Here is a 22,519-nt window from a genome sequence, read left to right as displayed (position 1 = left end):
GCGACCCTGACCGAATTGCTGGAAACCCGTTTCCACGGCATCTCCGGCGCGTGCTTTCTTGTGGCCGCAACAACGGCACTGAGAAAGCGAGATTTAACCTTCATCTTTGTTCCTGCTCACGGTGTGGGCCATTGCCCATTTCCCTTTGAAAGCCAATGTGGTCTGCCAATACGGCACCGATAAGGCTGATCCGGGATTAATTCAGGAAAAGTGAAGGTCGGCAGTTCCTCTTCTTTCGAACTGTCACACACTGCTGGAGAATCGACTGGTAAACATCTGAGTGCGGACAATAAAAGTGAAAATATCTCGACTCAGGTAGACACAAAAAATATGGCAAAAAAGCGGCGAAATCGCCACATTTGGCGCGCGCCCTATAATTTTATGGCGGAAATCAGGCGGCCATAATCGGCTTCTTTCGCGTGGGTGGAGCGGCGGTAGGAATAAAACCTGTCCGGGTCCGAATAGGTGCAGTGCCGCGTCCATTCGGCCTCACCCACCCCGGCTTGCCGCAATTTGTGCAGACCAAAGGCGGGCAGGTCGAACTGCAGCCGATCCCCATTGCCATTCGCAAAGAACCTAAGGTTTTCGGGCGAATCCGCCGCGAATTCATCCAGAAAATCTGGACCGACCTCATAGGCGTTTTGAGAAATCGTAGGACCAATGACAGCCACGGTGTTTTCCCGCTTTGCGCCCAATGCCTCCATCGCGTCCAGGGTTGCCTCCAATACACCGTCCAACGCTCCGCGCCACCCGGCATGCGCAGCCCCGATCACATTCGCGTCAGAATCGGCAAACAGGACCGGTTGGCAATCCGCTGTCAGAATCGTCAGTGCCAGTCCCGGGGTTGCGGTGACAACCGCATCCGCTTTGGGTTTGTCGCCATTTATCGGAGCGTCCACCGTGAGAACAGTTGGGGAATGCACTTGATGCACACCAACCAAAGCGTCCGGGTTGACTTCCATCGCGGCGGCCACGCGCTGACGGTTCACCGCCACTGCTTCGGTTTGGTCAGACGAGCCATAGCCGCAGTTCAAACCCGCGAATATTCCGGAAGACGCACCGCCCCGACGGCTGAAGAACCCGTGGCGGACAGGCGATAGGACGTCCGAGGTCAGAATTTCCAATGTCATGGTTCCAGTCCCGGTGGAGGTGCAGCGTAAGAAGGATAGAGACCCAGTACTTTGAACAGATTTCCCATTTCCTCGGGATGCGTCAACCGGCGATGTGCAGCAATGAGCGTCTCAAGCTCAGACCCGCCGAGTGGCGCAGCCAGCGCCTGTGCGCGGGCTGTGATGCCCAACCGTTCCAGAAACATGCCCTGAGGTGTCAGCTTTGTATGGGCGCAACCGGCGGCGCGTGCGGCAATAGCAAGGGGCTCGAAATCTACATGCGCGGTCAGATCCGCCCGACCCGGAGATTGCAGGGGATCAACACGTTCATGTGATTGCAAAGCTTGAAACGTGTCGCCCAGCGAATGCCAGTCACCGTAATCCACGATCAGACCCGCCCCGCCATAAGTGGCGATCCGCCCAGCGATCTCGGTCAGGATCGGAATTGCGGCCGCGCAAAGTTCAACCAGATCGCCATCTTGGGTGTCTATCATGCGATCCGTTAGCGCGACCTGAGCTGTGTTCGGCCCCAGCCCATACGTCAGCGATTCGCCCTGCACACCGATCAGACGTTCGCACCAGCCATCGCCGTCACGTATGAATTGGCGGACTGGCAGGGCATCAAAAAATTCGTTCGCCACCAGAAACAGGGGTGCATCGGGGAGGTCTGTGAGCATATCGATCCAACGCGGGTTGTGACCGCTCAGCGATTGCGCCTGTCTGTCCCGCAGGGCAGGGGAGGCTTCGAACAAAACAATTTCTGCGGCCTCGTGAAACCCGGATACGCTGCTGGTTGCGCGCAGGATATCCGCCATCAGGGTGCCGCGACCCGGTCCCAACTCTGCTAGAATGAATCTGTCCGGCTTGTCCTGATCCATCCAGCTTTGCGCCAGTGCAAGTCCGATCATTTCTCCGAACATCTGGCTGATTTCCGGGGCGGTGGTGAAATCCCCCTGCGCGCCCAGCGGATCACGAGTGGTGTAGTATCCAAACTTGGGGTTCAGCAGGCATTCAGTCATGAAATCGGCCACGCTCATCGGGCCATTCAGCGCAATTTGCGCCAGTAGGTGATCCTTAAGGTTCATTGAGTGCGTCGCGCGCGCAGCGCAAACCACAGGCCAAGCGCGATCATTGGCAGCGACAGCATTTGCCCCATGGTCAGGCCATAACCACCCACGTGCCATGCCAGCCCCAGCGGATTCCCGGCCGAGACGAACTGTGCGTCAGGCTGACGAAAGAACTCAACAATGAAACGCGAGGCACCATAACCTGCCAGAAATACACCCATCACCAGACCGGGCTTGTGAAACGCCCCACGTCGATAGGCCATCCACAGCAAAAGTGCGCCCAGCAACAAACCTTCCAGTGCGGCTTCATAAAGTTGTGAAGGGTGTCTGGCACACATCCCGGCTACAACACCCGGGCAGTCCTGTGCGGCACCACCTGGAAAGATCACCGCCCATGGAACGTCGCTGGGTCGCCCCCAAAGCTCGGCATTAGTGAAATTCGCCAACCGCCCTAACAACAGCCCGGGCGGCACAGCATGTGCGATCAGATCAGCCAAAGACAATACCGGCACCTGGTAACGCCGAGCATAGAGATAGGACGCAACGACAACCCCCAGCAGACCACCATGGAAGGCCATGCCGCCCTGCCAGATCATCAAAATCTCTAGTGGATGCGATAAGTAATAGGCCGGTTGATAAAACAGAACGAATCCCAGTCGCCCGCCGAGAATCACGCCGAGGATGATCCACGTGATCAGATCCTCAAGTTGCTGCGGCTTCATCGGTGGTGTCTGATCAGGCCAAAGGGCCGGGCGCTTCAGCGCTGCAGTACCCAATCGCCACGCGATCAGAATGCCGGCGATATAGGCCAGTGCGTACCATCTAAGTGCGAACTCCATCCCGAACAGCGAGATCGAGAAAACTTCGGGCGAAAGGTCGGGGAAATTCAGAACAGCCTGCATGTGCGTCTCATTGCCCGGGGTTAGCGGGGCAAGTCAACCTTGAGCCCGGGCCATTCTTTACCCATATAGAGACCAACCGCAATACCGGAGTAAAGCCATGCAAACCCGTAACAAGATTCTTGATGACGTTTCCCAACTGATGACCAACGCTATGGGCGTGGCCCAAGGCGCGAAGGACGAGGCCGAAAACGCGATGAAGTCGATGATCGACCGCTGGCTGGCCGACCGCGATTTCGTCACGCGCGAGGAATTTGATGCTGTGCGGGCCATGGCCCAGAAAGCGCGCGAAGAGAACGCAGCGCTTGAGGCGCGTATTGCGGCGCTTGAAACCAAGCTGGACAAATAAGTTCCGTACACTCGAGATTTTGAAAAAAGAATGCCGCCGCGCAATCCACGCTGGGATTGTACGGTGTTGTGTATTCTGACGTCTTGCCAAATTTAATCAAGACAAAGCTGTCGGTGGCACCGATATTTTGATTGCCGTTGCCGACTGTCCACAACTTATTGCTGTTATCCCCAACAAATAGGGTTGCCAGAACCCTGCCCGCGGCGCACCATATCTAGTACAGGCAGACTGGGGAAGCCCGGCTTGTAGAGCAAGCAACTAGCGCTGGGGCGCTGCCAGCCCCTAAAAGGCTAGAGATTAGTGAGGTGGCATTATGGCCCTTTCCGAACAGTTTCTCGAAGAAGACCTTCATCCAATCGACATTGTTGAACATCTTGCCGAACACCACGACTGGGATTTCGACCGGATCGGGGATGATCAGATTGCCATGGCTGTCGAAGGGCAGTGGCGCACCTATTCGATCACCTTGGCCTGGTCCAACTATGACGAAACGCTCCGCATGGTGTGCTCTTTCGAAATGGAACCGCCATCCGAGCGTGAAAACGTGCTTTATGAGCTGCTCAACAAGATGAACGATCAATGCTGGGCCGGTGCATTTACGTATTGGGCCAATCAAAAGCTGATGGTCTACCGATACGGTTTGGTTCTTGCGGGTGGCCAGATGGCCAGCCCGGAGCAGATCGACACGATGATCACCGCCGCGGTTCTGAGCGCCGAGCGCTATTATCCCGCGATTCAACTGGTCACTTGGGGCAACCGCGATCCCGAGGATGCAATGCAGGTCGCCATTGCAGAGGCCTACGGCCGCGCGTAAAGATTTGCCCCAAACCGGATAAGGAGAGGGGCAATCATGGACATGTCACGCGTCGCTGAGCAGGGGCTGGTTCTTCTGGGGTGCGGCAAGATGGGTTCGGCCATGCTCGCCGGTTGGTTGGAGCATGGCCTTCCTGCGTCAGCAGTTTGGGTGATCGACCCTTATCCATCTGATTGGTTGAAATCGCTGGGCGTCAATATCAACACTCCATTGCCCGAGGCCCCGGCGGTTGTGCTGGTTGCCGTAAAACCTCAAATGATGGGCGAGGCGCTACCGGGAATCAAAGCGCTGGGCGGAGGCCGCAGCTTGTTCGTCTCAGTCGCTGCGGGTACGTCGATTGCTACGTTTGAGGATGTGTTGGGCGACGGCACACCTATTGTCCGGGCGATGCCGAACACACCAGCTGCCATCCGTCAGGGAATTACTGCGTTGATCGGCAATTCGGCCGCTTCGGATGCCGATGTCGCCTTGGCCGAAAATTTGTTGTCCGCAATCGGAAACACGGTTTGTCTGGATGATGAGGCGCAGATGGACGCTGTGACAGGCCTCAGCGGTTCGGGGCCAGCTTACGTCTTCCACTTGATCGAAACGCTGGCAGCTGCCGGACAAGCGCAGGGCCTGCCGTATGATCTCGCAATGAAGCTGGCCAAATCGACCGTTGCCGGGGCAGGGGCTTTGGCCATGGCGGCAGAGGAAGACCCCTCGCAATTGCGCGTCAACGTGACGTCGCCAAACGGTACGACGCAAGCCGCACTTGAAGTGCTGATGCATGAGGAAGAGGGTTTCCCCGACTTGCTGCACCGCGCCGTCAAGGCCGCAACTGACCGATCCAAGGAGCTGTCCCGTGAGTGAGATTTCATTCGACGATTTTATGAAGGTCGACATCCGGGTCGGTAAGGTCGTCCGCGCAGAGCCTTACCCAGAAGCTCGCAAGCCCGCGATCAAGATGTGGATCGACTTTGGTGACGAAATTGGCGAGCGCCGAACCTCGGCCCAGATAACGGCGCATTACGATCCGGCGACGTTGGTTGGCAAGCAGGTGATGGCCGTTGTCAATTTCCCACCGCGCCAGATCGGCAAGTTCATGTCCGAGGTTCTGGTGCTGGGCCTGCCCGACGACAAGGGCGAAATCGTTCTGATCGGTCCGGATAGCGAGGTTCCAACCGGCGGACGGATGCACTGATGAAACTTTTGATCGCACGCCCCATGACCGCCGCTGTCGAGGCGCGGGCCCACGCCGAATTCGACGTTGAAATCCGCAGCAGCACGTTGCCAATGTCGCCCGACGAAATGCGGCGCGCATTGGCTGTGTTCGATGTGGTGGTTCCGACGTTGGGGGATCAGTTTTCGGCCACAATCTTCTCCGAAGTGCCGCAACCGCGCTGCAAACTGCTGGCCAATTTCGGTGTGGGGTACAACCATATCGACGTCGCTGCCGCGCAGGCGGCAGGGATTCAGGTCACTAACACGCCCGGTGCGGTTACCGATGCCACAGCTGATATCGCGATGACCTTGCTGTTGTCGACTGCACGCCGCGCGGGCGAGGGGGAACGGCTGGTCCGCTCGGGCAACTGGCAAGGCTGGCATCCGACCCAAATGCTGGGTCATCATGTGACCGGCAGACGTGTTGGGATCGTCGGGATGGGCCGTATTGGCCAAGCGATTGCGTGGCGTTGCCATTTCGGTTTCGGGATGGACGTGGCGTACCAGTCGCGCAGCCCGAAAGAGGTGGAATTTCCCGCAGAACACATACCGGACCTGAAAGAACTGGCTGCTGCGGTCGATTTCCTGGTGCTCGCCGTGCCCGGCGGTGCGCAAACGCGCCACCTTATCAATGCGCCGGTGCTGGAGGCGATGAAACCTTCGGGCATCTTGATCAACATCGCGCGCGGAGAAGTTGTGGACGAATCCTCCCTGATCGCTGCCCTGCAATCCGGTCAGATCGCAGGCGCGGGCCTTGATGTGTATGAGTTCGAACCCACCGTTCCGCAGGCCCTGCGCGATATGGAGAATGTGACGATATTGCCCCATCTTGGCACCGCGACCGAAGAGGTCCGCACCGATATGGGGCATGTAGCGCTGGACAACGTTACAGCTTTCGTCGCGGGGCGATCTTTGCCGAACCCGGTCTAGCGCCCGACGGCCTCGCGCCAGTGTTTGCGGCAGAGCGAAACATAGGTTTCATTGCCGCCGATCTGTACCTGTGCGCCTTCGGTGATGGCGTTGCCGTTTTCGTCCTGACGGATGACCATCGTGGCCTTGCGCCCACACTCGCAAATGGTCCGCACTTCGCGCATCTCGTCTGCCAACGCCAGCAAGGCAGCGGAGCCGGGAAACAGGTGGCCCTGAAAATCCACGCGCAAACCATAGGCAAGGACAGGCACCCGCAGGTCATCCACTGCGCGGGCCAATTGCCAGACTTGCTCTTCGGTCAGAAATTGCGCCTCATCAATAAAGACGCAGGTGACGTTCCCTTTTTTCAGGCGCTGTTCAATCATCGCAAAAACGTCGGTTTCGGCGGCGAACGTGTCCGCATCGGCCGATATGCCGATCCGCGACGCAATCCTGCCAACACCGGCCCGGCCATCAAGGGCCGCGGTCATCAAATAGGTGTCCATCCCCCTCTCACGGTAATTGTGCGAGGCTTGCAGCAACACGGTCGATTTTCCCGCGTTCATCGTCGAATAATTAAAGTATAGTTTTGCCATGGGTTGGGTCTAAAACGCCTGTCCAATTCGGGCAAGCCATCAATAGCCTTCAATAAGCGACGCCGCCATTATCGTTGCGGAGGTCGAGCGTAAGCCCATTGGGGATGGATCCCCCCGCCCCAACAACGGCGACGCCGTCGGCCAACATGCGGCCTAACCGTAGCGGGACAAGAATACCGACCCGCAATCACTCATTACCGGCATTAAATGCCGCCACTCACTCACAAAACCCCCGCATATCTGAGGGATAGCCAACATATGACATTTCAATTATGAATCGAGTATGGGAATTTTCTTTTCCCTTTCCCCCGCAATGGCAGATTTAGTGGGGCGTGCAGGCAGTAAAGGTAAAAACATGGCAGATATCGGGGCCTACCTGAAAAAACACACAGAAGCGCTGGTTAAAGACGTGGGAATCGAATCCGCGTGCGAGATTACAGGCAAATCCAAAGCCACGTTGGGCCGTTATTATTCTGACAATTTCGAACATACTGATCGGTTCATGCCGGTCGATGCGGTGGCGCGGCTTGAGGCAGTGGCAAACTTCCCCCACGTCACCTCGGCGCTTGCCGATCTGAAAAATATCACCCTGTCCTATGACGGGCGCAATGACGACAGCCCCCGCACTGGCGGAGTGAATTCCGACGTCATCGCGCTGAGCCAGCGGTTTGCGATGCTGATGACCGAATATCAATCGGCGATCGAGGATGGCATCATCACGGTGAACGAAGCCAAGCGCCTTCTGCGGGAAACCAGCCAGCTGCAACAGGTCCTGCTGGACATGAAGCTGCACCTGGAAGAGGAAAGCGTGAGCTGACGGCGGTTTGCTTTGTTTTTACTACGGTCAATTACCCCTCGCATGGGGATCACGCGATAAACTATGTTTGACTTCCATTCGCCCAAGCTTCCTAAACCTCTGAATCTTGATCTTGCCTTGCTGAACGGCGGCGGGTCATGTCCGAGCCAGTTCTATGGCCAAACCCATGACGAACGGGATGTTTATGTTCGCTACCGAGGCGGTCGGTTGAGCGTTCAGATTGCTGAAAAACCCGGTGCCGACCCCATCAGCGCCAAGCCTATTTTGTCGGCTGATGTTGGCCCGACCTTAGACGGAACGATTTCGCTGAGGCAGTTCTGCCGCTATTTTGATGTCACTGTTCAGGGTGTTGTACCCACGGAAGCCAGCCCTGATGCAGACAGAAACACAGACCTGTCCGGAGAAACAACCTACCTTCGAGCTTACTTGGACCGGATCACGCTCGAAACGTCTCGGGTAATTTTAAAGGTCTGTACGCAGGCTTTTCCGAATGCGATTTTGGTGCTCCGGTCTTGGACGAAAAGTTCAGGATGAAAGAGTTGGCCGAGGTGACAACGGATGTAACCGATGATGGTGTTTGGCTGATCGACGGTACAACAAGCATTGCGGACATAAAAACATGCCTAAGCCGTTACGTTTTGCCAACGGAGGGGCAGCTCCAGATTCATTTGAGATTCGATCTTTGGAAGTGGCCCCGCTCTCGGTACTCTCAAAGAAGCTGTGAAATTGCCTCTCAGGATCTGGGACGAAAGCTGATTGTCGCTGGTTTTAGGGGAATGCCCAAAGATGAAGAAGTGGCGTTTTCCAGTTTTCAAATTTCGACACAATTCCCGACGTCGGATTTTGCGGCACGGGCCGGGCTTTCCGTACTAGGTGACGCGCTGAAAGCGGTATTGCCCGAAGCTGGTTTAAAGCAGGTCAATTTGGACACGGATCAGGTTGTAGCGACGTTCACTCGGCCTCTAGACCCAGCCTTGTACCAATGGTGTAAGTCAAGGCCAAACCGTTGGTTGGAAGTAACACGCGAGAGCGGCGACGGCCCTTGGCTGGGTGTTTGCCCCAAGTGACCACGGCATATCACCCGTGCCGCTTTACAATCACCGATCCCACCGAATACCCCGCACCGAATGAACAGATCAGGCCGACATCTCCGTCTGACAGGTCATCCGAATACTTGGAAAACGCGATGATGGACCCGGCCGAGGAGGTATTGGCATAATCCTGCAGGATGTTGGGCTGTTCGCTTGCTTCGGGCTCGCGCCCCAGAACCTTTTTGCCGATGAAATCATTCATCGTCTTGTTGGCCTGGTGCAGCCACAGGCGCTTCAGGTCATCGCTGTTCACGCCTTCCGCGTCCATGTGATCAGAGATGTGCTTGCTGACCATCGGCAGCACTTCTTTGAAGACTTTGCGTCCGTTCTGCATGAACTGCATGTCACGGCGGTCGACCACCCCGTCAGGGCGTGAACGGCGCAGGAAGCCGTTGTTGTTGCGAATATTGTTCGAGAATTCGGTCGCGCAGCGTGTCGACAAAATTTCGAAATGCGGACCCTTCGCGTCTTCGACCCGCTCGATCAAAGTGGCAGTGGCCACGTCGCCAAAGATGAAATGACAATCGCGGTCGCGCCATTCCAGATGGCCTGAACAAATCTCGGGGTTTACCACCAATGCGGCGCGGACCGAGCCGGAGCGGACCATGTCCGCGGCGGCCTGAATCCCAAAAGTGGCCGAAGAACAGGCGACATTCATATCAAACCCGAACCCGTTGATGCCCAGGGCCTGCTGAATCTCGATGGCGACGGCAGGATAGGCGCGTTCGTGGTTCGAGGCAGCGCAGATCACCAGATCAACGTCCTCGGCGCAGCGCCCGGCTTGTTTCAGCGCTTTTTTGCAGGCGTCCACGGCCATCTCGGTCATAATGCCCGGTTCGTCATCGCCACGTTGACGCAACAAGGGATGCATCACGTCAGGGTCCAGAACACCGTCCTTGTCCATCACATAGCGTTTCTCGATGCCGGAGGCTTTGAAGATGAACTCTTCCGACGAATGCTGCATCGGCTCAATCTCACCTGCCGCGATTGCGTCTGCGTTTTGGGCGTTCATCTTGTCGGCATACTTATTGAAAGCCGTGACAAGCTCGGCGTTGGTGATGACGTTTTCGGGGGTGAAAACACCTGAGCCAGTGATCGCGGGCGTGTACATGATAAGACCTGAATGTTTCGGATTCGCCCAAAATGCAGTCATATATGGGTTAGATCAAGAGACGTTGACCCAAGGGAATGTCAAAGTTTGCGCTGAAACCCACTTCACATCTTGAATAGTTCATATTTCGAAGTATATGCGGGGCCAAAGTTACAAACGGATTCACCGATGACCCATGACGACAGTGCGCTGATCCGCTGCCTCAGCCCCGAAGTGCAGGCGATGATGGGGGTCTATGCGCTGTACTGGAAACTGGAAGAAAGCCTGGACGCACTAGAGGTCGGGCTGAGCCATCAGGAATGCCATATGATGGTCAAGCTTGAGCGACCCAAACGCATGGGCGTTTTGGCTGCAGACATGCTGACGGTGCCGTCCACCATCACGTCAACCGCTGACGCGCTAGAAGAGGCAGGATACCTGACCCGACAACGCGATCCGGAAGACCGTCGGGCGTGGTTGTTGGTTCTGACCGACAAGGGACTTGAGATGCGACAGGTTCTGATGTCCGAGGCGGGGGACCTATTCCGCCGAGCCTCTGGGCTGGATGCTGACGAAACTGCCGAATTTGCACGACTGGCCCGGAAAATCCGGGAAAATATAATGAAAACAGGAATTCCTGAGGGATTGAAGAAATGAAACTCTTCACTGTACTGAGCGTCGCTCTGACCGTGTTCGCCACTTCCGTTTTGGCGCAGGATAGCGCCAAGCCCGTAAAACTAATGATGGTCCAAGAGACATCGCCCGGTTTCTCGCGCCAGTTTTTTGGTCGCGTCGCTGCGCGGCAGACGGTCGATTTGGCCTTTCAGGTTTCCGGGCAAATCGTCGAAATGCCGGTGACCGAAGGGTTCGTGATACCCAAGGGTGAGCTGATTGCACAACTGGATCAGGAGCCATTCCAGCGCCGTTATGACCGCGCTGTGCTGCAAATGGATCAGGCGGATCGTACGGTAGCCCGTCTTTCCCGTTTGCGCGGAACCACAGCCAGCCAGGTGGCGGTGGATGACGCGGAAACCGAAGCGCAACTGGCGGATATCGCTGTCCGCGATGCAGAATACGATCTGGAACATGCGACACTGACCGCGCCGTTTGACGCGCTGGTCTCACGCCGAACGGTCGAGGCTTTTACGACTGTAAACGCAGGGGCGCCCATCGTGCGTATCCACGATATGTCCGAATTGCGGATCGAAGTAGATGTTCCGGAAATCCTGTTCCAACGATCGGGTCAGGAAGATGACATTGCGATTACGGCGAAGTTTCCAACCAGCGACCAGGTCTTCCCTCTGCAGATCCGGGAATTTGACGCCGAAACCTCGAGCGTGGGTCAGACTTTCCGCATCCAATTTGGCCTCACGCCACCTGAAGGGTTGCAGATATTGCCGGGTTCGTCGGTGACCGTGAATGTGAAGGTCCAGGACGCTCGGACAGGTATCGTTGTGCCCGCAACGGCCATCATTTCGGACGCAGAGGGCGGTCTGGGCGTCATGGTGTTTTCACCAGTTGGGGCCGATGAAGGCGCCGTCCAGCTTGTGCCGGTTACCATCGAACCCACACAGACCGGCGAAGTCCGTGTTCTGACCGGGTTGAGCGATGGTGATGAGATCGTCGTCGCGGGTGGCAGCACTTTGACAAATGGCCAAGCCGTTCGCCGCTTTGTCGGCTTCGCAAACTGAAGGGCGGATCAATGAACATTGCGCGCGCATCTATTGATCGCCCGATCTATACGTGGCTGATAATCCTGATCGCCCTGTTTGGTGGCGTCTGGGGTTTCCTGTCGTTGGGACGTCTGGAAGATCCGGCCTTCACCATCAAAAACGCGGTCATCGTGACCCAATATCCCGGTGCAACCGCTGAACAGGTGGCGCTGGAGGTGTCCGAGCCACTAGAATCCGCCATCCAGCAAATGGGTGAGGTTGATACGATCACATCCGTGAACCAGCCCGGTCTTTCGCTGATCGAGGTTGAGATCCAATCGACATATGACGGAACCGAATTACCTGAAATCTGGACCAAGCTGCGCGCCAAAGTGCGTGATACGGCCCGCAGTCTGCCCTCCGGTGTGCAGGCACCGCTGGTCAATGACAGGTTCGGCGACGTGTTCGGGCTGTTCTATGCGGTAACGGCTGATGGGTTTTCAGATGCTGAAAAACACGAACTGTCGACCTATTTGCGGCGCGAATTGCTGACCGTCGAAGGCGTCGCAGACGTAGAAGTGATGGGCCTGCCGCAAGAAGCGATCTTTGTAGAGCCCGATCTGGCCATCTCGGTGAACCAGAATGTGCCACTGCAGTCCCTCAACGAGGCCATTGCCAATGCGGATTCGGTGAACGCTTCGGGCTCGGTCCGCTCAGAGAATGACCGCACGACCATCCTTACTGCCGAAGGGTCGGACAGTGTCTCAGCGATTGCGGGATTGTCGGTAGGCTCGCAAGGGCAGGTGATCAACCTGTTTGATATGTCCGACGTGTATCGTGGTCGCCAGACCGACCCCGAGGTGATGATCCGGTTCAACGGGACCGAAGCTTTCACATTGGGCATTGCGGGTCTGTCTACCGAAAACATTGTCGAGGTCGGCAAACGCGCTGATGCAAAACTCGCCGAGCTGGACTCGCAAATCCCGTTTGGCGTCGAAATCCTGCCGATCTACCAACAGCACGTGGTGGTCGAGCAGGCCTCGAATGACTTTCTGGTTAATCTCGCCATGTCCGTGACCATTGTGGTTATCGTACTCGCGGTGTTCATGGGATGGCGCGCGGCGGTTGTTGTTGGCTCAACCCTGTTGCTGACCGTGGTGGGAACGCTGCTGTTCATGTCGATGTTCTCAATCGAGATGGAGAGGATCTCGTTGGGTGCGCTGATCATCGCGATGGGTATGTTGGTGGATAACGCCATCGTTGTGGCTGAGGGCATGCAGATCGCGATGCTGCGCGGGAAAAACTCGCGCGATGCCGCGGATGAAGCTGCTTCCAAGACGCAAATCCCGTTGTTGGGCGCAACCGTCATCGGGATCATGGCCTTTGCAGGGATCGGTCTTAGCCCTGATGCGACGGGTGAATTCCTGTTCTCTTTGTTTGCTGTAATCGGTATCTCGCTGCTGCTGAGCTGGGTGCTGGCTTTGACGGTGACACCGATGCTGGGCCACTATTTCTTCAAGCAGGGTGAGGCAGGCGCTGTGGATGCCTATGGCGGGATCATGTTCCGTGTCTACGGCAGCATCCTGCGTTGGGCGCTCCGGTTCCGCTGGCTGGTTGTTGCCGGTTTGATTAGCGTCACTGTTGCCTGTTTCGCCGGGTTTGGACTGGTCAAACAGCAGTTCTTCCCGGATTCGAACACGCCGCTGTTCTTCGTGCATTACAAACTGCCGCAAGGTACGCCCATCGCGCGAACGGCCGAGGATATGGCCGTATTCGAAGAATGGCTGGACAAACGCGACGATGTCGTTGCCGTCACCACATTTGTTGGGCAGGGGGCAACCCGGTTTCTGCTGACCTATTCGGCAGAGAAACCGAACCCCAGCTATGGCCACATGATCATCCGTACCGAAACTCTGGATGACATTCCCGCATTGCAGGCTGATCTAGAGGCGTTTGGCTCGGCTCAATTCCCGGAAGGCGAGTTCCGCACCAAGCGTCTGATCTTTGGCCCTGGCGGCGGTGATCCGATCCAGGCCCGGTTCTCGGGCAGTGATCCGGCCGTTCTGCGGCAGCTTGCGGACGAGGCGATTCAGCGGATGCGCGGTGCGTCCGAGAACGCTTTGCATGTCTATCAGGACTGGCGTGAAAAAGAACTGGCGGTTCAGCCTATCTATGCGACAGAACGAGCGCAGACTGCCGGTGTCACCCGTGAAGATATCGCCGGAACGCTGCAATTTTCGACCGATGGTATTAGGGCGGGTGTATTCCGGGAACGCGACCGTTTGATCCCGATCATCATCCGCCGCCCTGCGGACGGAGATTACTCGATCGTCGATCAGGTCGTGTACTCGGATCAGTCCGAAAAGTTTGTGCCAATCGAACAGATGGTCGACGGGTTCGAGTACAAATCACTCAACACGCTGGTTCATCGACGTGACCGGGTGCTGACCATTACTGTCGGCGCCGAAATTCCGGCGGGTCTAACGGCGGCTCAGGTCCACTCGGAAGTGCGCGCTGCCATCGAAGAGATGGAGCTGCCCGCAGGGTATCGCATGGAGTGGGGTGGCGAGTTCGAAAACGCCGGTGACGCCAACGAAAGCCTGGGTCGTCAGTTGCCGGTCAGCCTGCTGATCATGGTGCTGATTTCGGTGCTGATTTTCAACGCTGTCCGTCAACCGATTATCATCTGGTTGCTGGTGCCGATGTCCGTGAATGGCGTGGTTATCGGGTTGTTGGGTACTGGTCTTCCGTTCACCTTCACGGCGCTGCTGGGTCTGCTCAGCCTGTCGGGGATGCTAATCAAGAACGGCATTGTTTTGGTCGAGGAAATCGATCTGGTCCGCGAAACCGGCAAAGGTCTGCGCGAGTCGATCATCGAGGCCTCGGTCTCACGTCTGCGCCCAGTGATGCTGGCCGCGATCACCACTATTCTGGGCATGGCGCCGTTGCTGACGGATGCGTTCTTCAAGTCCATGGCGGTAACGATTATGGGCGGTCTGGCCTTCGCGACTATCCTGACGATGGTCGCAGCGCCCGTCTTCTACATGATCTTCTTCTCGCGGGATGAAAAGCGTGAGATGAAAGAAGCTGCAGTTTGACGGCGAGGCCCTTCATCAATACCTTCAAACCCGGCCAGAGGTTTATCCGGCCGGGTATTTTGATCAGTCGACAAGGTCAACCGCGGCCTGCGTTTCAGATGCCAGTGTTTTTCGCGGGATAAGTCTGCCGCGTGACTTTAGCAGCCCAATCGTATGGACGTGCCACGACGTAAACCAAAGTAGGCCGGAGGGCACGATGCAGAACGGCGCGAGCGCCGGAAAGGAACTTGAAGCGCGCAAATATCAAACGGTATGCCTGCCAAAAATCGGTGTTGAATTGGAGCTTTCGCTTTTTGTCATGTGTCGCTGAGCCGAAGTCGTAAGGTAGTTTGAATTCGGCTTAATAGGGAAAATGATCCGTCACTTTCGATGACGTCCCGTCTGTTGATGATAGGTGGGTTTAGTCTCGTTAGGTTATCACAGAGCTGGGTTAAACTCTGGTTATTGAGAAAGGAGGCTGCCTTCCAAAATTTGCAACCCAATTCCAAGCAAATTTTGATGCAGATCCCCGTGAAAGCGCGGAACTGCCCCAAAGCGACCCTCGGGAAACACGGACTAATTTCTGAAATCGCTGACGAACTGCTTGTTTCAAGTTTCTTTAAGGCTTTTCCATCTCTTCCTAGTCAGAAAATGAAACCAGTACGCGTTCGCAATTCCGGTGAATGAATATTACTTTGACGGGAGCGATGCTACCATCTCCGCCAGTAGGATGTCTTCCTCGCTACATTGAGCATCAAAAAAGCTGAGGAACTCAAGTTGACGTGCGTTGTGGGTATGCTGGTTAAATGCATCCCCACGGGTCATTTTAACGGTGGTCCAAAACTCACGGCTTTGAACTGCGTAGTGATTAATTTGAAATTTCTGGTTGTCTGACACGGTTCGCGACGAGTCTGCGCCGCGCACGGAATGCATTGATAGGTGCAACACCTTCTTAATAACACTCGTCCTAACGGCGTACTTTCTACCTTTGTGTGGATAAAGGTGTGGCCACTTTTGATGTAGTGACAACCTTAAACTAGTGGGGTGTTTGATATGTCCAGAACTGCCGAACATGGACCAGTTGACATAAATCACATCAATATCTTCGTATGCACGCAACGCCTCTGGCAGTAATTCTCCGTCCTTACAAAACCAAAACTCATCCAAGTCAGCCACGATCAGCCACCTAAACCGCTTAGCAATCTCAAAATGTCTGAAAGCCCGCCAATAGTGGTGCAATTGCTTGTGGCGTTTTGGCAGCGATATCACCTCAACAAAACCGGAATCAATAAATTCAGATAGCAACTCCATCGAGTTATCTGTGCTGCCGTTGTCTATCAGAAAAACCTTGTCAGCGCCTTGCCACTTATAATGTTCAACCCATTCTCGAATATTCAGTGCTTCGTTTTTGAAAATACCTAGGACGCAGAGTTGATTGTCATAAGTTCCTAGATTTCTCAACTTTCGCTGTTTCTTGCGGTTTTGTTTGCGCTGTGCATTCCATTGACGAATGGAAGATCGAATAGAATTGATCTTATTGTTCTCCGAGGTGTAGAGGGGGACACGCATGGCCTATAGTACACACTATCTCTTTTCGCCGGATGCATACCGGTTTTTGGCGAGATTGCAAATCACCTAGACAAGCTGTTCTTGTTGGCCGCCCATATCGTGAAAGGGTAACACAAATCAGCGAATAAACCTGTTTCAGATCAATGGGACAAAGGGCACATCACACGCTGCAAGCGTCATCATTGCGGCTAAAACCATAAACTTACGCATTTGTTTTTTCCTCTGCTCAATCACAGAAAAGATGCGCGCCCGGGGACATAAGGTCAACGGGCGCGCGAAACGTTCGGTCCTGTAAGCAGGTTAAGGCCGATCAGCCCTGCAGCGATCTAACCTCGACATCACCCTCGGTCTGCGCCTTGATTGCCAGCGCGGCGGCGTGGCTTGCGGCAGCAGTCGTGTAGTACGGGATTTTGTCGTACAGAGCGATAGAGCGGATGGCTTTGCTGTCCTCAACCGCCTGCGCACCTTCGGTGGTGTTCATCAGCAGCTGAACCTGACCGTCTTTCAACATGTCGACCACGTCCGGGCGGCCTTCATAGACCTTGTTGACGATCTCACAGGCAACGCCCTGCTCGGCCAACCAGCTTTGTGTGCCTCGGGTCGCGACAAGCGAGAAGCCTTGTTCCGTCAGAACCTGAGCGGCTTCAAGCATGGCCGCACCCTTGTCGGCGTCCTTGATCGAGATAAATGCACGACCCGAAGAGGGCAGAACCATGCCTGCGCCCATCTGCGCCTTGAGGAAAGCACGCGGGAAGTCGCGGTCCCAGCCCATGACCTCGCCAGTGGAACGCATTTCCGGGCCCAAGATGGTGTCGACGCCGGGGAAGCGGGCAAAAGGCAAAACAGCCTCTTTCACCGAGAACCAAGGCATGTCCGGATCGGCCAGCGTCATCTGGTCGGCAATCTTGGTGTCCTGACCTTCCTTATAAGCGGGGCGCATGGGGAAGTTCGACAGTTTCTCACCGGCCATGACGCGCGCTGCAATCGAAGCAATTGCGCTGTCGGTCGCCTTAGCCACAAACGGTACTGTCCGCGAGGCGCGCGGGTTCACTTCGATCAGGTAGATCTCATCGTCTTTGATCGCGAACTGCACATTCATCAGGCCGACAACGTTCAGCGCTTTGGCCAGCTTGAACGTCTGGCCCTTGATCTGATCGATAATCTCTGCCGATAGCGAGTAGGGCGGCAGCGAACAGGCCGAGTCGCCGGAATGGACGCCCGCCTCTTCGATATGCTGCATGATGCCAGCCACATGCACGTCAGTGCCGTCGCACAGCGCGTCCACGTCCAGCTCAACTGCACCAGCCAAGTAGCTGTCCAGCAGTACTGGGCTGTCGCCCGAGACGACCACGGCCTCGTTGATGTAGCGCCTCAGTTGATCCATATCGCGCACTATTTCCATCGCGCGACCACCCAGAACGTAAGAGGGGCGGATCACCAGCGGGAAACCGATCTCTTCAGCAATATCCAGCGCCTGCGCGTCGGTTGATGCGATACCGTTTCTGGGCTGTTTCAGGCCCAGATCATTGACCAGCGCCTGAAAGCGTTCACGATCCTCGGCCAGATCGATGGCATCCGGAGTAGTGCCCAGGATCGGAATGCCTTCGGCTTCCAGCGCGTTGGCCAGTTTCAGGGGGGTCTGACCGCCGTACTGAACAATCACGCCGTGCAGGGTGCCGTTTTCCTGTTCCTTCGTCAGGATTTCCATGACGTGTTCGAAAGTCAGAGGTTCAAAATACAGACGATCCGAGGTGTCGTAGTCGGTCGACACGGTCTCGGGGTTGCAGTTAATCATGATGGTTTCATAACCAGCGTCGGTCAGCGCGAAACAGGCGTGGCAGCAGCAATAGTCGAACTCGATGCCTTGACCAATCCGGTTCGGGCCACCGCCAAGGATGACGACTTTCTTGCGGTCAGATGGACGTGCCTCGCATTCTACGTCACCCATCATGGGGGCTTCGTAGGTCGAGTACATATAGGGCGTCTGCGCCTCGAACTCGGCGGCGCAGGTGTCGATGCGTTTGAACACGGCTGTAACGCCCAGATTGCGGCGCGCCCGGCGGACGTTGTCTTCGTCACGACCAGTCAGATTTCCCAAACGCGCGTCAGTAAAGCCCAGCATCTTGAGCTTACGGATGCCTTCCTCGGTCACGGGCAGGCCGTCTTTGCGCACTTGGCGTTCGGCTTCGATGATCTCGCGGATACGGGCAAGGAACCAAGGGTCGAACTTGGTGACGCCAAAGATCTCATCATCGGTCAGCCCGTGGCGCATTGCTTGAGCAATGGTGCGCAGACGGTCGGGCGTCTGCTGGCTAATCGCCTTGATAACGGCGGCCTTGTCGACGGCTTCGTCCCAGACACCGACATTCAGGCCGGGGATTTCCACCTCATCAAACCCGGTCAGACCCGATTCCATCGAAGCCAGCGCCTTTTGCATCGATTCGTGGATGGTACGGCCGATAGACATGGCCTCACCCACCGATTTCATGGCGGTGGTCAGATAAGGTTCAGACCCAGGGAATTTCTCGAAGGCGAATTTCGGAATCTTGGTGACAACATAGTCGATGGTCGGCTCAAAGCTGGCAGGGGTGACTTTGGTGATGTCGTTGTCCAGCTCATCCAGCGTATAACCGACGGCCAGCTTGGCCGCGATCTTGGCAATCGGGAAGCCGGTTGCCTTTGACGCCAACGCCGAAGACCGGGATACGCGCGGGTTCATCTCGATCACGACCATCCGTCCGTCGACCGGGTTGATCGCCCATTGTACGTTCGATCCACCGGTCTCGACCCCAATCTCGCGCAGCACGGCAATCGAGTGATTACGCATGACCTGGTATTCTTTGTCGGTCAGCGTCAGGGCCGGGGCAACGGTGATCGAGTCACCCGTGTGCACGCCCATCGGGTCGATGTTTTCGATGGAGCAGACGATGATGGCATTGTCGGCGGTGTCGCGCACCACTTCCATCTCATATTCTTTCCAGCCCAAAAGGCTTTCATCGATCAGAATCTGGCCCACTGGCGAGGCATCCATGCCGGTCCGACAAATATGGATATAGTCTTCGCGGTTATAAGCCACGCCGCCGCCTGTGCCGCCCAGCGTAAAGGCGGGGCGGATGATCGCGGGTAAGCCTACATTTTCAAGGGTTTCGAGGGCCAGCGCCACACCGGCGTCCAGGTCTTTCTTACCGCTTTCGTTCTTGGGGGCAGTCACGATCTCGGCCTTGGGGTTTTCGATGCCCAGCCGGTCCATCGCCTCGCGGAACAAGGCGCGGTCTTCAGCCATTTCGATGGCGTCGCGCTTGGCACCGATCATCTCGACCCCAAACTTGTCCAGCACGCCCATCTCTTCCAGCGCAAGCGAGGTGTTCAGGCCGGTCTGCCCGCCCATGGTGGGCAGCAGCGCGTCGGGGCGTTCTTTTTCAATGATCTTGGCGACAACTTCTGGCGTGATCGGTTCGATATATGTCGCGTCGGCCAGCCCGGGGTCGGTCATGATCGTGGCGGGGTTTGAGTTCACCAGAATGACCCGGTATCCTTCTTCCCGTAGTGCCTTGCAGGCCTGAGCGCCGGAATAGTCGAACTCGCAAGCCTGACCAATAACAATGGGGCCCGCCCCGATGATCATGATCGACTGAATGTCGGTTCTTCTCGGCATGGCCACGTTCCTTCGATTGTCCGCGATTCAGGGCACCCCCAAGCGCCCAAATTGTCCTGCGTTATAGGGACCGCGCGAAAAGGTGCAAGGGGGATCGGAAACAGGGGCGAAATTGCCGCTTTCCCCCCTTTCCCTTGGCGGCGTATTCTCTATACCGCGCAGCACGGCAAATGAGGATGCAATTGCGTATTCGTTTTGATCAGGGGCCAGCCGGGTCAGGAACCAGTTTTGACCGGCCAGCCGAGATGATCCGCGCGGACAATGCGGAGGACGTGCCCCAAGCGTTGGAGGCGCTGGACGAGGCGCGCGCGCAAGGGGCTTGGTTGGCCGGCTATGCCAGCTATGAGCTTGGGTACGTGCTGGAACCGCGTCTGTATGACCGCATGCCAGATGGCCGCCGGCTGCCTTTACTATGCTTCGGCGTTTATGATCGCCCCATTCAGCGGGAATTGCCCGCTGCATCCGGCGGGGTGACCCATTTTGAACCGCGTTGGGACGAGGGACGGTACACGCAGGCGTTTCGACACGTGCATGACGCCATTGGGGCAGGGGATATCTATCAGGCCAACCTGACATTCCCGATTGATATGACTATAGAGGGCGACAGCGCCGCGCTTTATGCCGCGCTCACGGCCGGACAGCCCGTAGGTCACGGCGCGCTGATCCAGCAGGATGGGTTGCCCGATCTACTCAGCCGGTCTCCCGAGTTGTTCTTTCGCACAAACGCGGACCGCGGGATCGAAACCCGCCCGATGAAGGGGACCCAACCCCGCAGCGAGGATATGGCCGAAGACGCCCGGCGTCGGGCGTTCCTGGCGGTCGACGAAAAGAACCGGGCTGAAAACCTGATGATCGTGGATCTGTTGCGCAACGATATCAGCCGCGTCGCGATGCCCGGATCCGTCAAGGTGCCCGAGCTGTTCAAGGTCGAAACCTATGCGACTGTGCATCAGATGATCTCGCTGGTGCAGGCGCAGCTGCACATGGGCGCCGAGCTGTCCGATATCCTGACGGCTCTGTTTCCCTGCGGTTCCATCACCGGTGCTCCCAAAATTCGAGCCATGGAGATTTTGTCCGATCTCGAACCCTGGCCTCGCGATGTTTATTGCGGTGCGATCGGCTGGGCCGCGCCGGACGGGCGTTCAGAATTCAATGTGGCGATCCGGACGCTGATGGTCGAGGATGGCTCGGCCACCCTCAACGTCGGCGGTGGAGTGATCTGGGACAGCACGGCCCCATCGGAATATGAGGAAGCGCTATGGAAAGCTCGCTTTGCCCACCAGCTGACCCTGACTTCCGCCTGATCGAAACACTGGCCTTTCGACCCGGGCAAGGGTTCGTTCGCCGAGATCGGCATCTGGCCCGTATGGCTCGGTCAGCTGCGGCCATGGGCATTCCTTTCGATGCGGGCGCCGCTATCCAGGCACTGGACAATGTCGTAGGGCAATCACCTCTGCGGTGCCGGCTTACGCTGGCAGTTGATGGAACATACGATGTCACAACCGGAGCTTTGGCCGATAACCCACCATTATGGCGGGTCACGGTCACCGATATGCGGCTTGCCGCGTCGGATGTTTGGTTGCAGCACAAGACAACACAACGCGCGGTTTATGACACCGCCCGCGCATCGCTGCCGGACGGAATAGACGAATTTCTGTTCCTGAACGAACGTGACGAACTGTGCGAAGGGACCATCACCAACCTGTTCCTGCACATGCCGGACGGCCGACGTCTGACGCCAAAGCTGACCTGCGGATTGCTTCCGGGAATTCTGCGTGAAGAACTGATTGATAATAAACAGGTTACCGAAAGCGTCTTGTTCTTGACCGATCTGAAAAACGCGGAAAAAGTTTTCGTAGGGAATTCCTTACGTGGCCTGATCCGGGCGGAGTTGGCGGTATTGTGAGCAAACAAAGCGATTGGGCGCATGAAGGGGCGCATCACGGGCGGCTACGGCTGGAGTTCGGTCTGTTCTTTGTCGCAGTACCAGTTCTGATTGCAGTCTTCTTCCCTCCGAATTGGATGTTTCCGTCGCTGTTCACGTTCACGGCCATCGGTATCATCCTGCTCCACTACACACCTGGCTTTGCCTGGGCCGAACTTCGGTACAATTGGCGCAATTGGACGTGGCGCGAGCTCGCTCTCTTCACTGTCGCCATGGCGGCGTTTTGCTCGGCGGTCGTCATGGCGATGCGACCGGATGTTGCATTTCGCATGCTTATCTACCGGCCCGAATTCCTGACAGTGATCTGGCTGGCTTACCCGATTGCTTCGGCCCTGCCGCAAGAGCTTTTGTTCCGGTCGCTGTTCTTCCGCCGCTACCAGGCGATCCTGCCAAACGGTAAGGCGGCTTACCTTCTGAACGCGTCCCTGTTTTCGCTGGCCCACCTGATGTACTGGAGCTGGATCGTCGCCGTCATGACCTTTGGCGGAGGGCTGTTGTTCACTTGGGCCTACCGCCAACGCGGGTCGTTTGTCTATGCGGTCCTGCTGCACGCGATTGCGGGAAATATCATCTTTGCGGCGGGTCTGGGCATCTATTTCTATTCCGGCAACGTGCAAAGGCCGTTTTGACAGCGCGACCTGCCTTGACTTTCCAAGCCTGACAGGGTGTATCGGCGC

Annotated in this window: 21 protein-coding genes; 14 read left to right on the top strand and 7 right to left on the bottom strand. The window is 56.6% G+C overall.

What is annotated here, in order from left to right; all coding sequences use genetic code 11:
- Positions 1-371: 371 nt before the first annotated feature.
- From pgeF to lgt, 3 genes are read right to left on the bottom strand one after another with little or no spacing between them, the layout of a single operon-like run.
- Positions 372-1,130 carry a peptidoglycan editing factor PgeF gene (gene pgeF, locus DK510_RS18050; protein WP_109313260.1) on the bottom strand — a complete coding sequence of 253 codons (759 nt, stop codon included), beginning with the start codon at positions 1,128-1,130 and terminating at the stop codon, positions 372-374.
- Positions 1,127-2,194 carry a class I SAM-dependent methyltransferase gene (locus DK510_RS18045; protein WP_109313259.1) on the bottom strand — a complete coding sequence of 356 codons (1,068 nt, stop codon included), beginning with the start codon at positions 2,192-2,194 and terminating at the stop codon, positions 1,127-1,129. The genes pgeF and DK510_RS18045 overlap by 4 nt, the downstream gene beginning before the upstream one ends.
- Positions 2,191-3,078: a prolipoprotein diacylglyceryl transferase gene (lgt, locus tag DK510_RS18040; protein ID WP_109313258.1), complete on the bottom strand. Its 888-nt coding sequence runs from the start codon at positions 3,076-3,078 to the stop codon at positions 2,191-2,193. Before lgt ends, DK510_RS18045 begins: the two co-directional genes overlap by 4 nt.
- Before the next feature lie 97 nt (positions 3,079-3,175).
- Between lgt and DK510_RS18035 the strand changes: the two genes are divergently transcribed.
- From DK510_RS18035 to DK510_RS18015, 5 genes are all read left to right on the top strand, one after another.
- Positions 3,176-3,424: an accessory factor UbiK family protein gene (locus DK510_RS18035; RefSeq protein ID WP_109313257.1), complete on the top strand. Its 249-nt coding sequence runs from the start codon at positions 3,176-3,178 to the stop codon at positions 3,422-3,424.
- 313 nt (positions 3,425-3,737) lie between these two features.
- Positions 3,738-4,238 (top strand): YbjN domain-containing protein, encoded by a 501-nt coding sequence (locus DK510_RS18030; protein ID WP_058275545.1) that lies wholly within the window; start codon positions 3,738-3,740, stop codon positions 4,236-4,238.
- A gap of 36 nt (positions 4,239-4,274) precedes the next feature.
- The gene (proC, locus tag DK510_RS18025; protein ID WP_109313256.1) at positions 4,275-5,090 is read left to right on the top strand and encodes a pyrroline-5-carboxylate reductase; all 816 of its coding nucleotides are present in this window, start codon (positions 4,275-4,277) and stop codon (positions 5,088-5,090) included.
- Positions 5,083-5,421, top strand: a complete 339-nt coding sequence (locus tag DK510_RS18020; protein ID WP_109313255.1) for a tRNA-binding protein — start codon at positions 5,083-5,085, stop codon at positions 5,419-5,421. Before proC ends, DK510_RS18020 begins: the two co-directional genes overlap by 8 nt.
- Entirely contained in the window at positions 5,421-6,371 is a 951-nt protein-coding gene (locus tag DK510_RS18015; RefSeq protein WP_109313254.1) for a D-glycerate dehydrogenase, read from the top strand. Before DK510_RS18020 ends, DK510_RS18015 begins: the two co-directional genes overlap by 1 nt.
- Here the strand turns inward: DK510_RS18015 and DK510_RS18010 are convergent.
- Positions 6,368-6,946: a thymidine kinase gene (locus DK510_RS18010; protein ID WP_108859299.1), complete on the bottom strand. Its 579-nt coding sequence runs from the start codon at positions 6,944-6,946 to the stop codon at positions 6,368-6,370. The genes DK510_RS18015 and DK510_RS18010 overlap by 4 nt on opposite strands.
- A gap of 355 nt (positions 6,947-7,301) precedes the next feature.
- On the opposite strand from DK510_RS18010, the gene DK510_RS18005 reads away from it, so the two are divergent.
- From DK510_RS18005 to DK510_RS17995, 3 genes are all read left to right on the top strand, one after another.
- The gene (locus tag DK510_RS18005) at positions 7,302-7,763 is read left to right on the top strand and encodes a hypothetical protein (protein WP_109313253.1); all 462 of its coding nucleotides are present in this window, start codon (positions 7,302-7,304) and stop codon (positions 7,761-7,763) included.
- A gap of 63 nt (positions 7,764-7,826) precedes the next feature.
- Positions 7,827-8,297, top strand: a complete 471-nt coding sequence (locus DK510_RS18000) for a hypothetical protein (protein WP_109313252.1) — start codon at positions 7,827-7,829, stop codon at positions 8,295-8,297.
- Positions 8,294-8,830, top strand: coding sequence for a hypothetical protein (locus DK510_RS17995; RefSeq protein WP_109313251.1), 537 nt, complete (start codon positions 8,294-8,296; stop codon positions 8,828-8,830). The genes DK510_RS18000 and DK510_RS17995 overlap by 4 nt, the downstream gene beginning before the upstream one ends.
- 10 nt (positions 8,831-8,840) lie before the next feature.
- On the opposite strand, the gene DK510_RS17990 is transcribed toward DK510_RS17995, so the two are convergent.
- On the bottom strand, positions 8,841-9,965 hold the full coding sequence (locus DK510_RS17990; RefSeq protein WP_109313250.1) for a beta-ketoacyl-ACP synthase III: 1,125 nt from the start codon (positions 9,963-9,965) through the stop codon (positions 8,841-8,843).
- Between the two features lie 168 nt (positions 9,966-10,133).
- On the opposite strand from DK510_RS17990, the gene DK510_RS17985 reads away from it, so the two are divergent.
- Genes DK510_RS17985 through DK510_RS17975 form a run of 3 tightly spaced genes read left to right on the top strand, consistent with a single transcriptional unit; the run spans position 10,134 to position 14,694 of the window.
- Positions 10,134-10,601, top strand: a complete 468-nt coding sequence (locus DK510_RS17985; protein ID WP_058275550.1) for a MarR family winged helix-turn-helix transcriptional regulator — start codon at positions 10,134-10,136, stop codon at positions 10,599-10,601.
- A complete protein-coding gene (locus DK510_RS17980; protein WP_109313249.1) occupies positions 10,598-11,635 on the top strand; it encodes an efflux RND transporter periplasmic adaptor subunit in 1,038 nt (345 codons plus the stop codon). The genes DK510_RS17985 and DK510_RS17980 overlap by 4 nt, the downstream gene beginning before the upstream one ends.
- 11 nt (positions 11,636-11,646) lie before the next feature.
- Positions 11,647-14,694: an efflux RND transporter permease subunit gene (locus tag DK510_RS17975; protein ID WP_109313248.1), complete on the top strand. Its 3,048-nt coding sequence runs from the start codon at positions 11,647-11,649 to the stop codon at positions 14,692-14,694.
- Between the two features lie 669 nt (positions 14,695-15,363).
- Here the strand turns inward: DK510_RS17975 and DK510_RS17965 are convergent.
- Both DK510_RS17965 and carB read right to left on the bottom strand, forming a co-directional pair.
- Positions 15,364-16,242: a glycosyltransferase family 92 protein gene (locus DK510_RS17965; protein ID WP_109313246.1), complete on the bottom strand. Its 879-nt coding sequence runs from the start codon at positions 16,240-16,242 to the stop codon at positions 15,364-15,366.
- A 310-nt stretch (positions 16,243-16,552) separates the two neighbouring features.
- Positions 16,553-19,897, bottom strand: coding sequence for a carbamoyl-phosphate synthase large subunit (gene carB, locus DK510_RS17960; RefSeq protein WP_109313245.1), 3,345 nt, complete (start codon positions 19,895-19,897; stop codon positions 16,553-16,555).
- A gap of 176 nt (positions 19,898-20,073) precedes the next feature.
- Between carB and DK510_RS17955 the strand changes: the two genes are divergently transcribed.
- Genes DK510_RS17955 through DK510_RS17945 form a run of 3 tightly spaced genes read left to right on the top strand, consistent with a single transcriptional unit; the run spans position 20,074 to position 22,471 of the window.
- Entirely contained in the window at positions 20,074-21,201 is a 1,128-nt protein-coding gene (locus DK510_RS17955) for an aminodeoxychorismate synthase component I (RefSeq protein WP_109313244.1), read from the top strand.
- The gene (locus DK510_RS17950) at positions 21,156-21,803 is read left to right on the top strand and encodes an aminotransferase class IV family protein (protein ID WP_109313243.1); all 648 of its coding nucleotides are present in this window, start codon (positions 21,156-21,158) and stop codon (positions 21,801-21,803) included. Before DK510_RS17955 ends, DK510_RS17950 begins: the two co-directional genes overlap by 46 nt.
- Positions 21,800-22,471: a CPBP family intramembrane glutamic endopeptidase gene (locus DK510_RS17945; RefSeq protein WP_234999131.1), complete on the top strand. Its 672-nt coding sequence runs from the start codon at positions 21,800-21,802 to the stop codon at positions 22,469-22,471. The genes DK510_RS17950 and DK510_RS17945 overlap by 4 nt, the downstream gene beginning before the upstream one ends.
- The last annotated feature ends 48 nt before the right edge of the window (positions 22,472-22,519 follow it).

The organism is Ruegeria sp. AU67 (assembly GCF_900312795.1).
In the GTDB taxonomy this organism is placed as follows: Bacteria; Pseudomonadota; Alphaproteobacteria; order Rhodobacterales; family Rhodobacteraceae; genus Ruegeria; species Ruegeria atlantica.
Note: the sequence above shows the minus strand (reverse complement) of the source record. Positions and strands in the feature narration are given on the sequence as shown.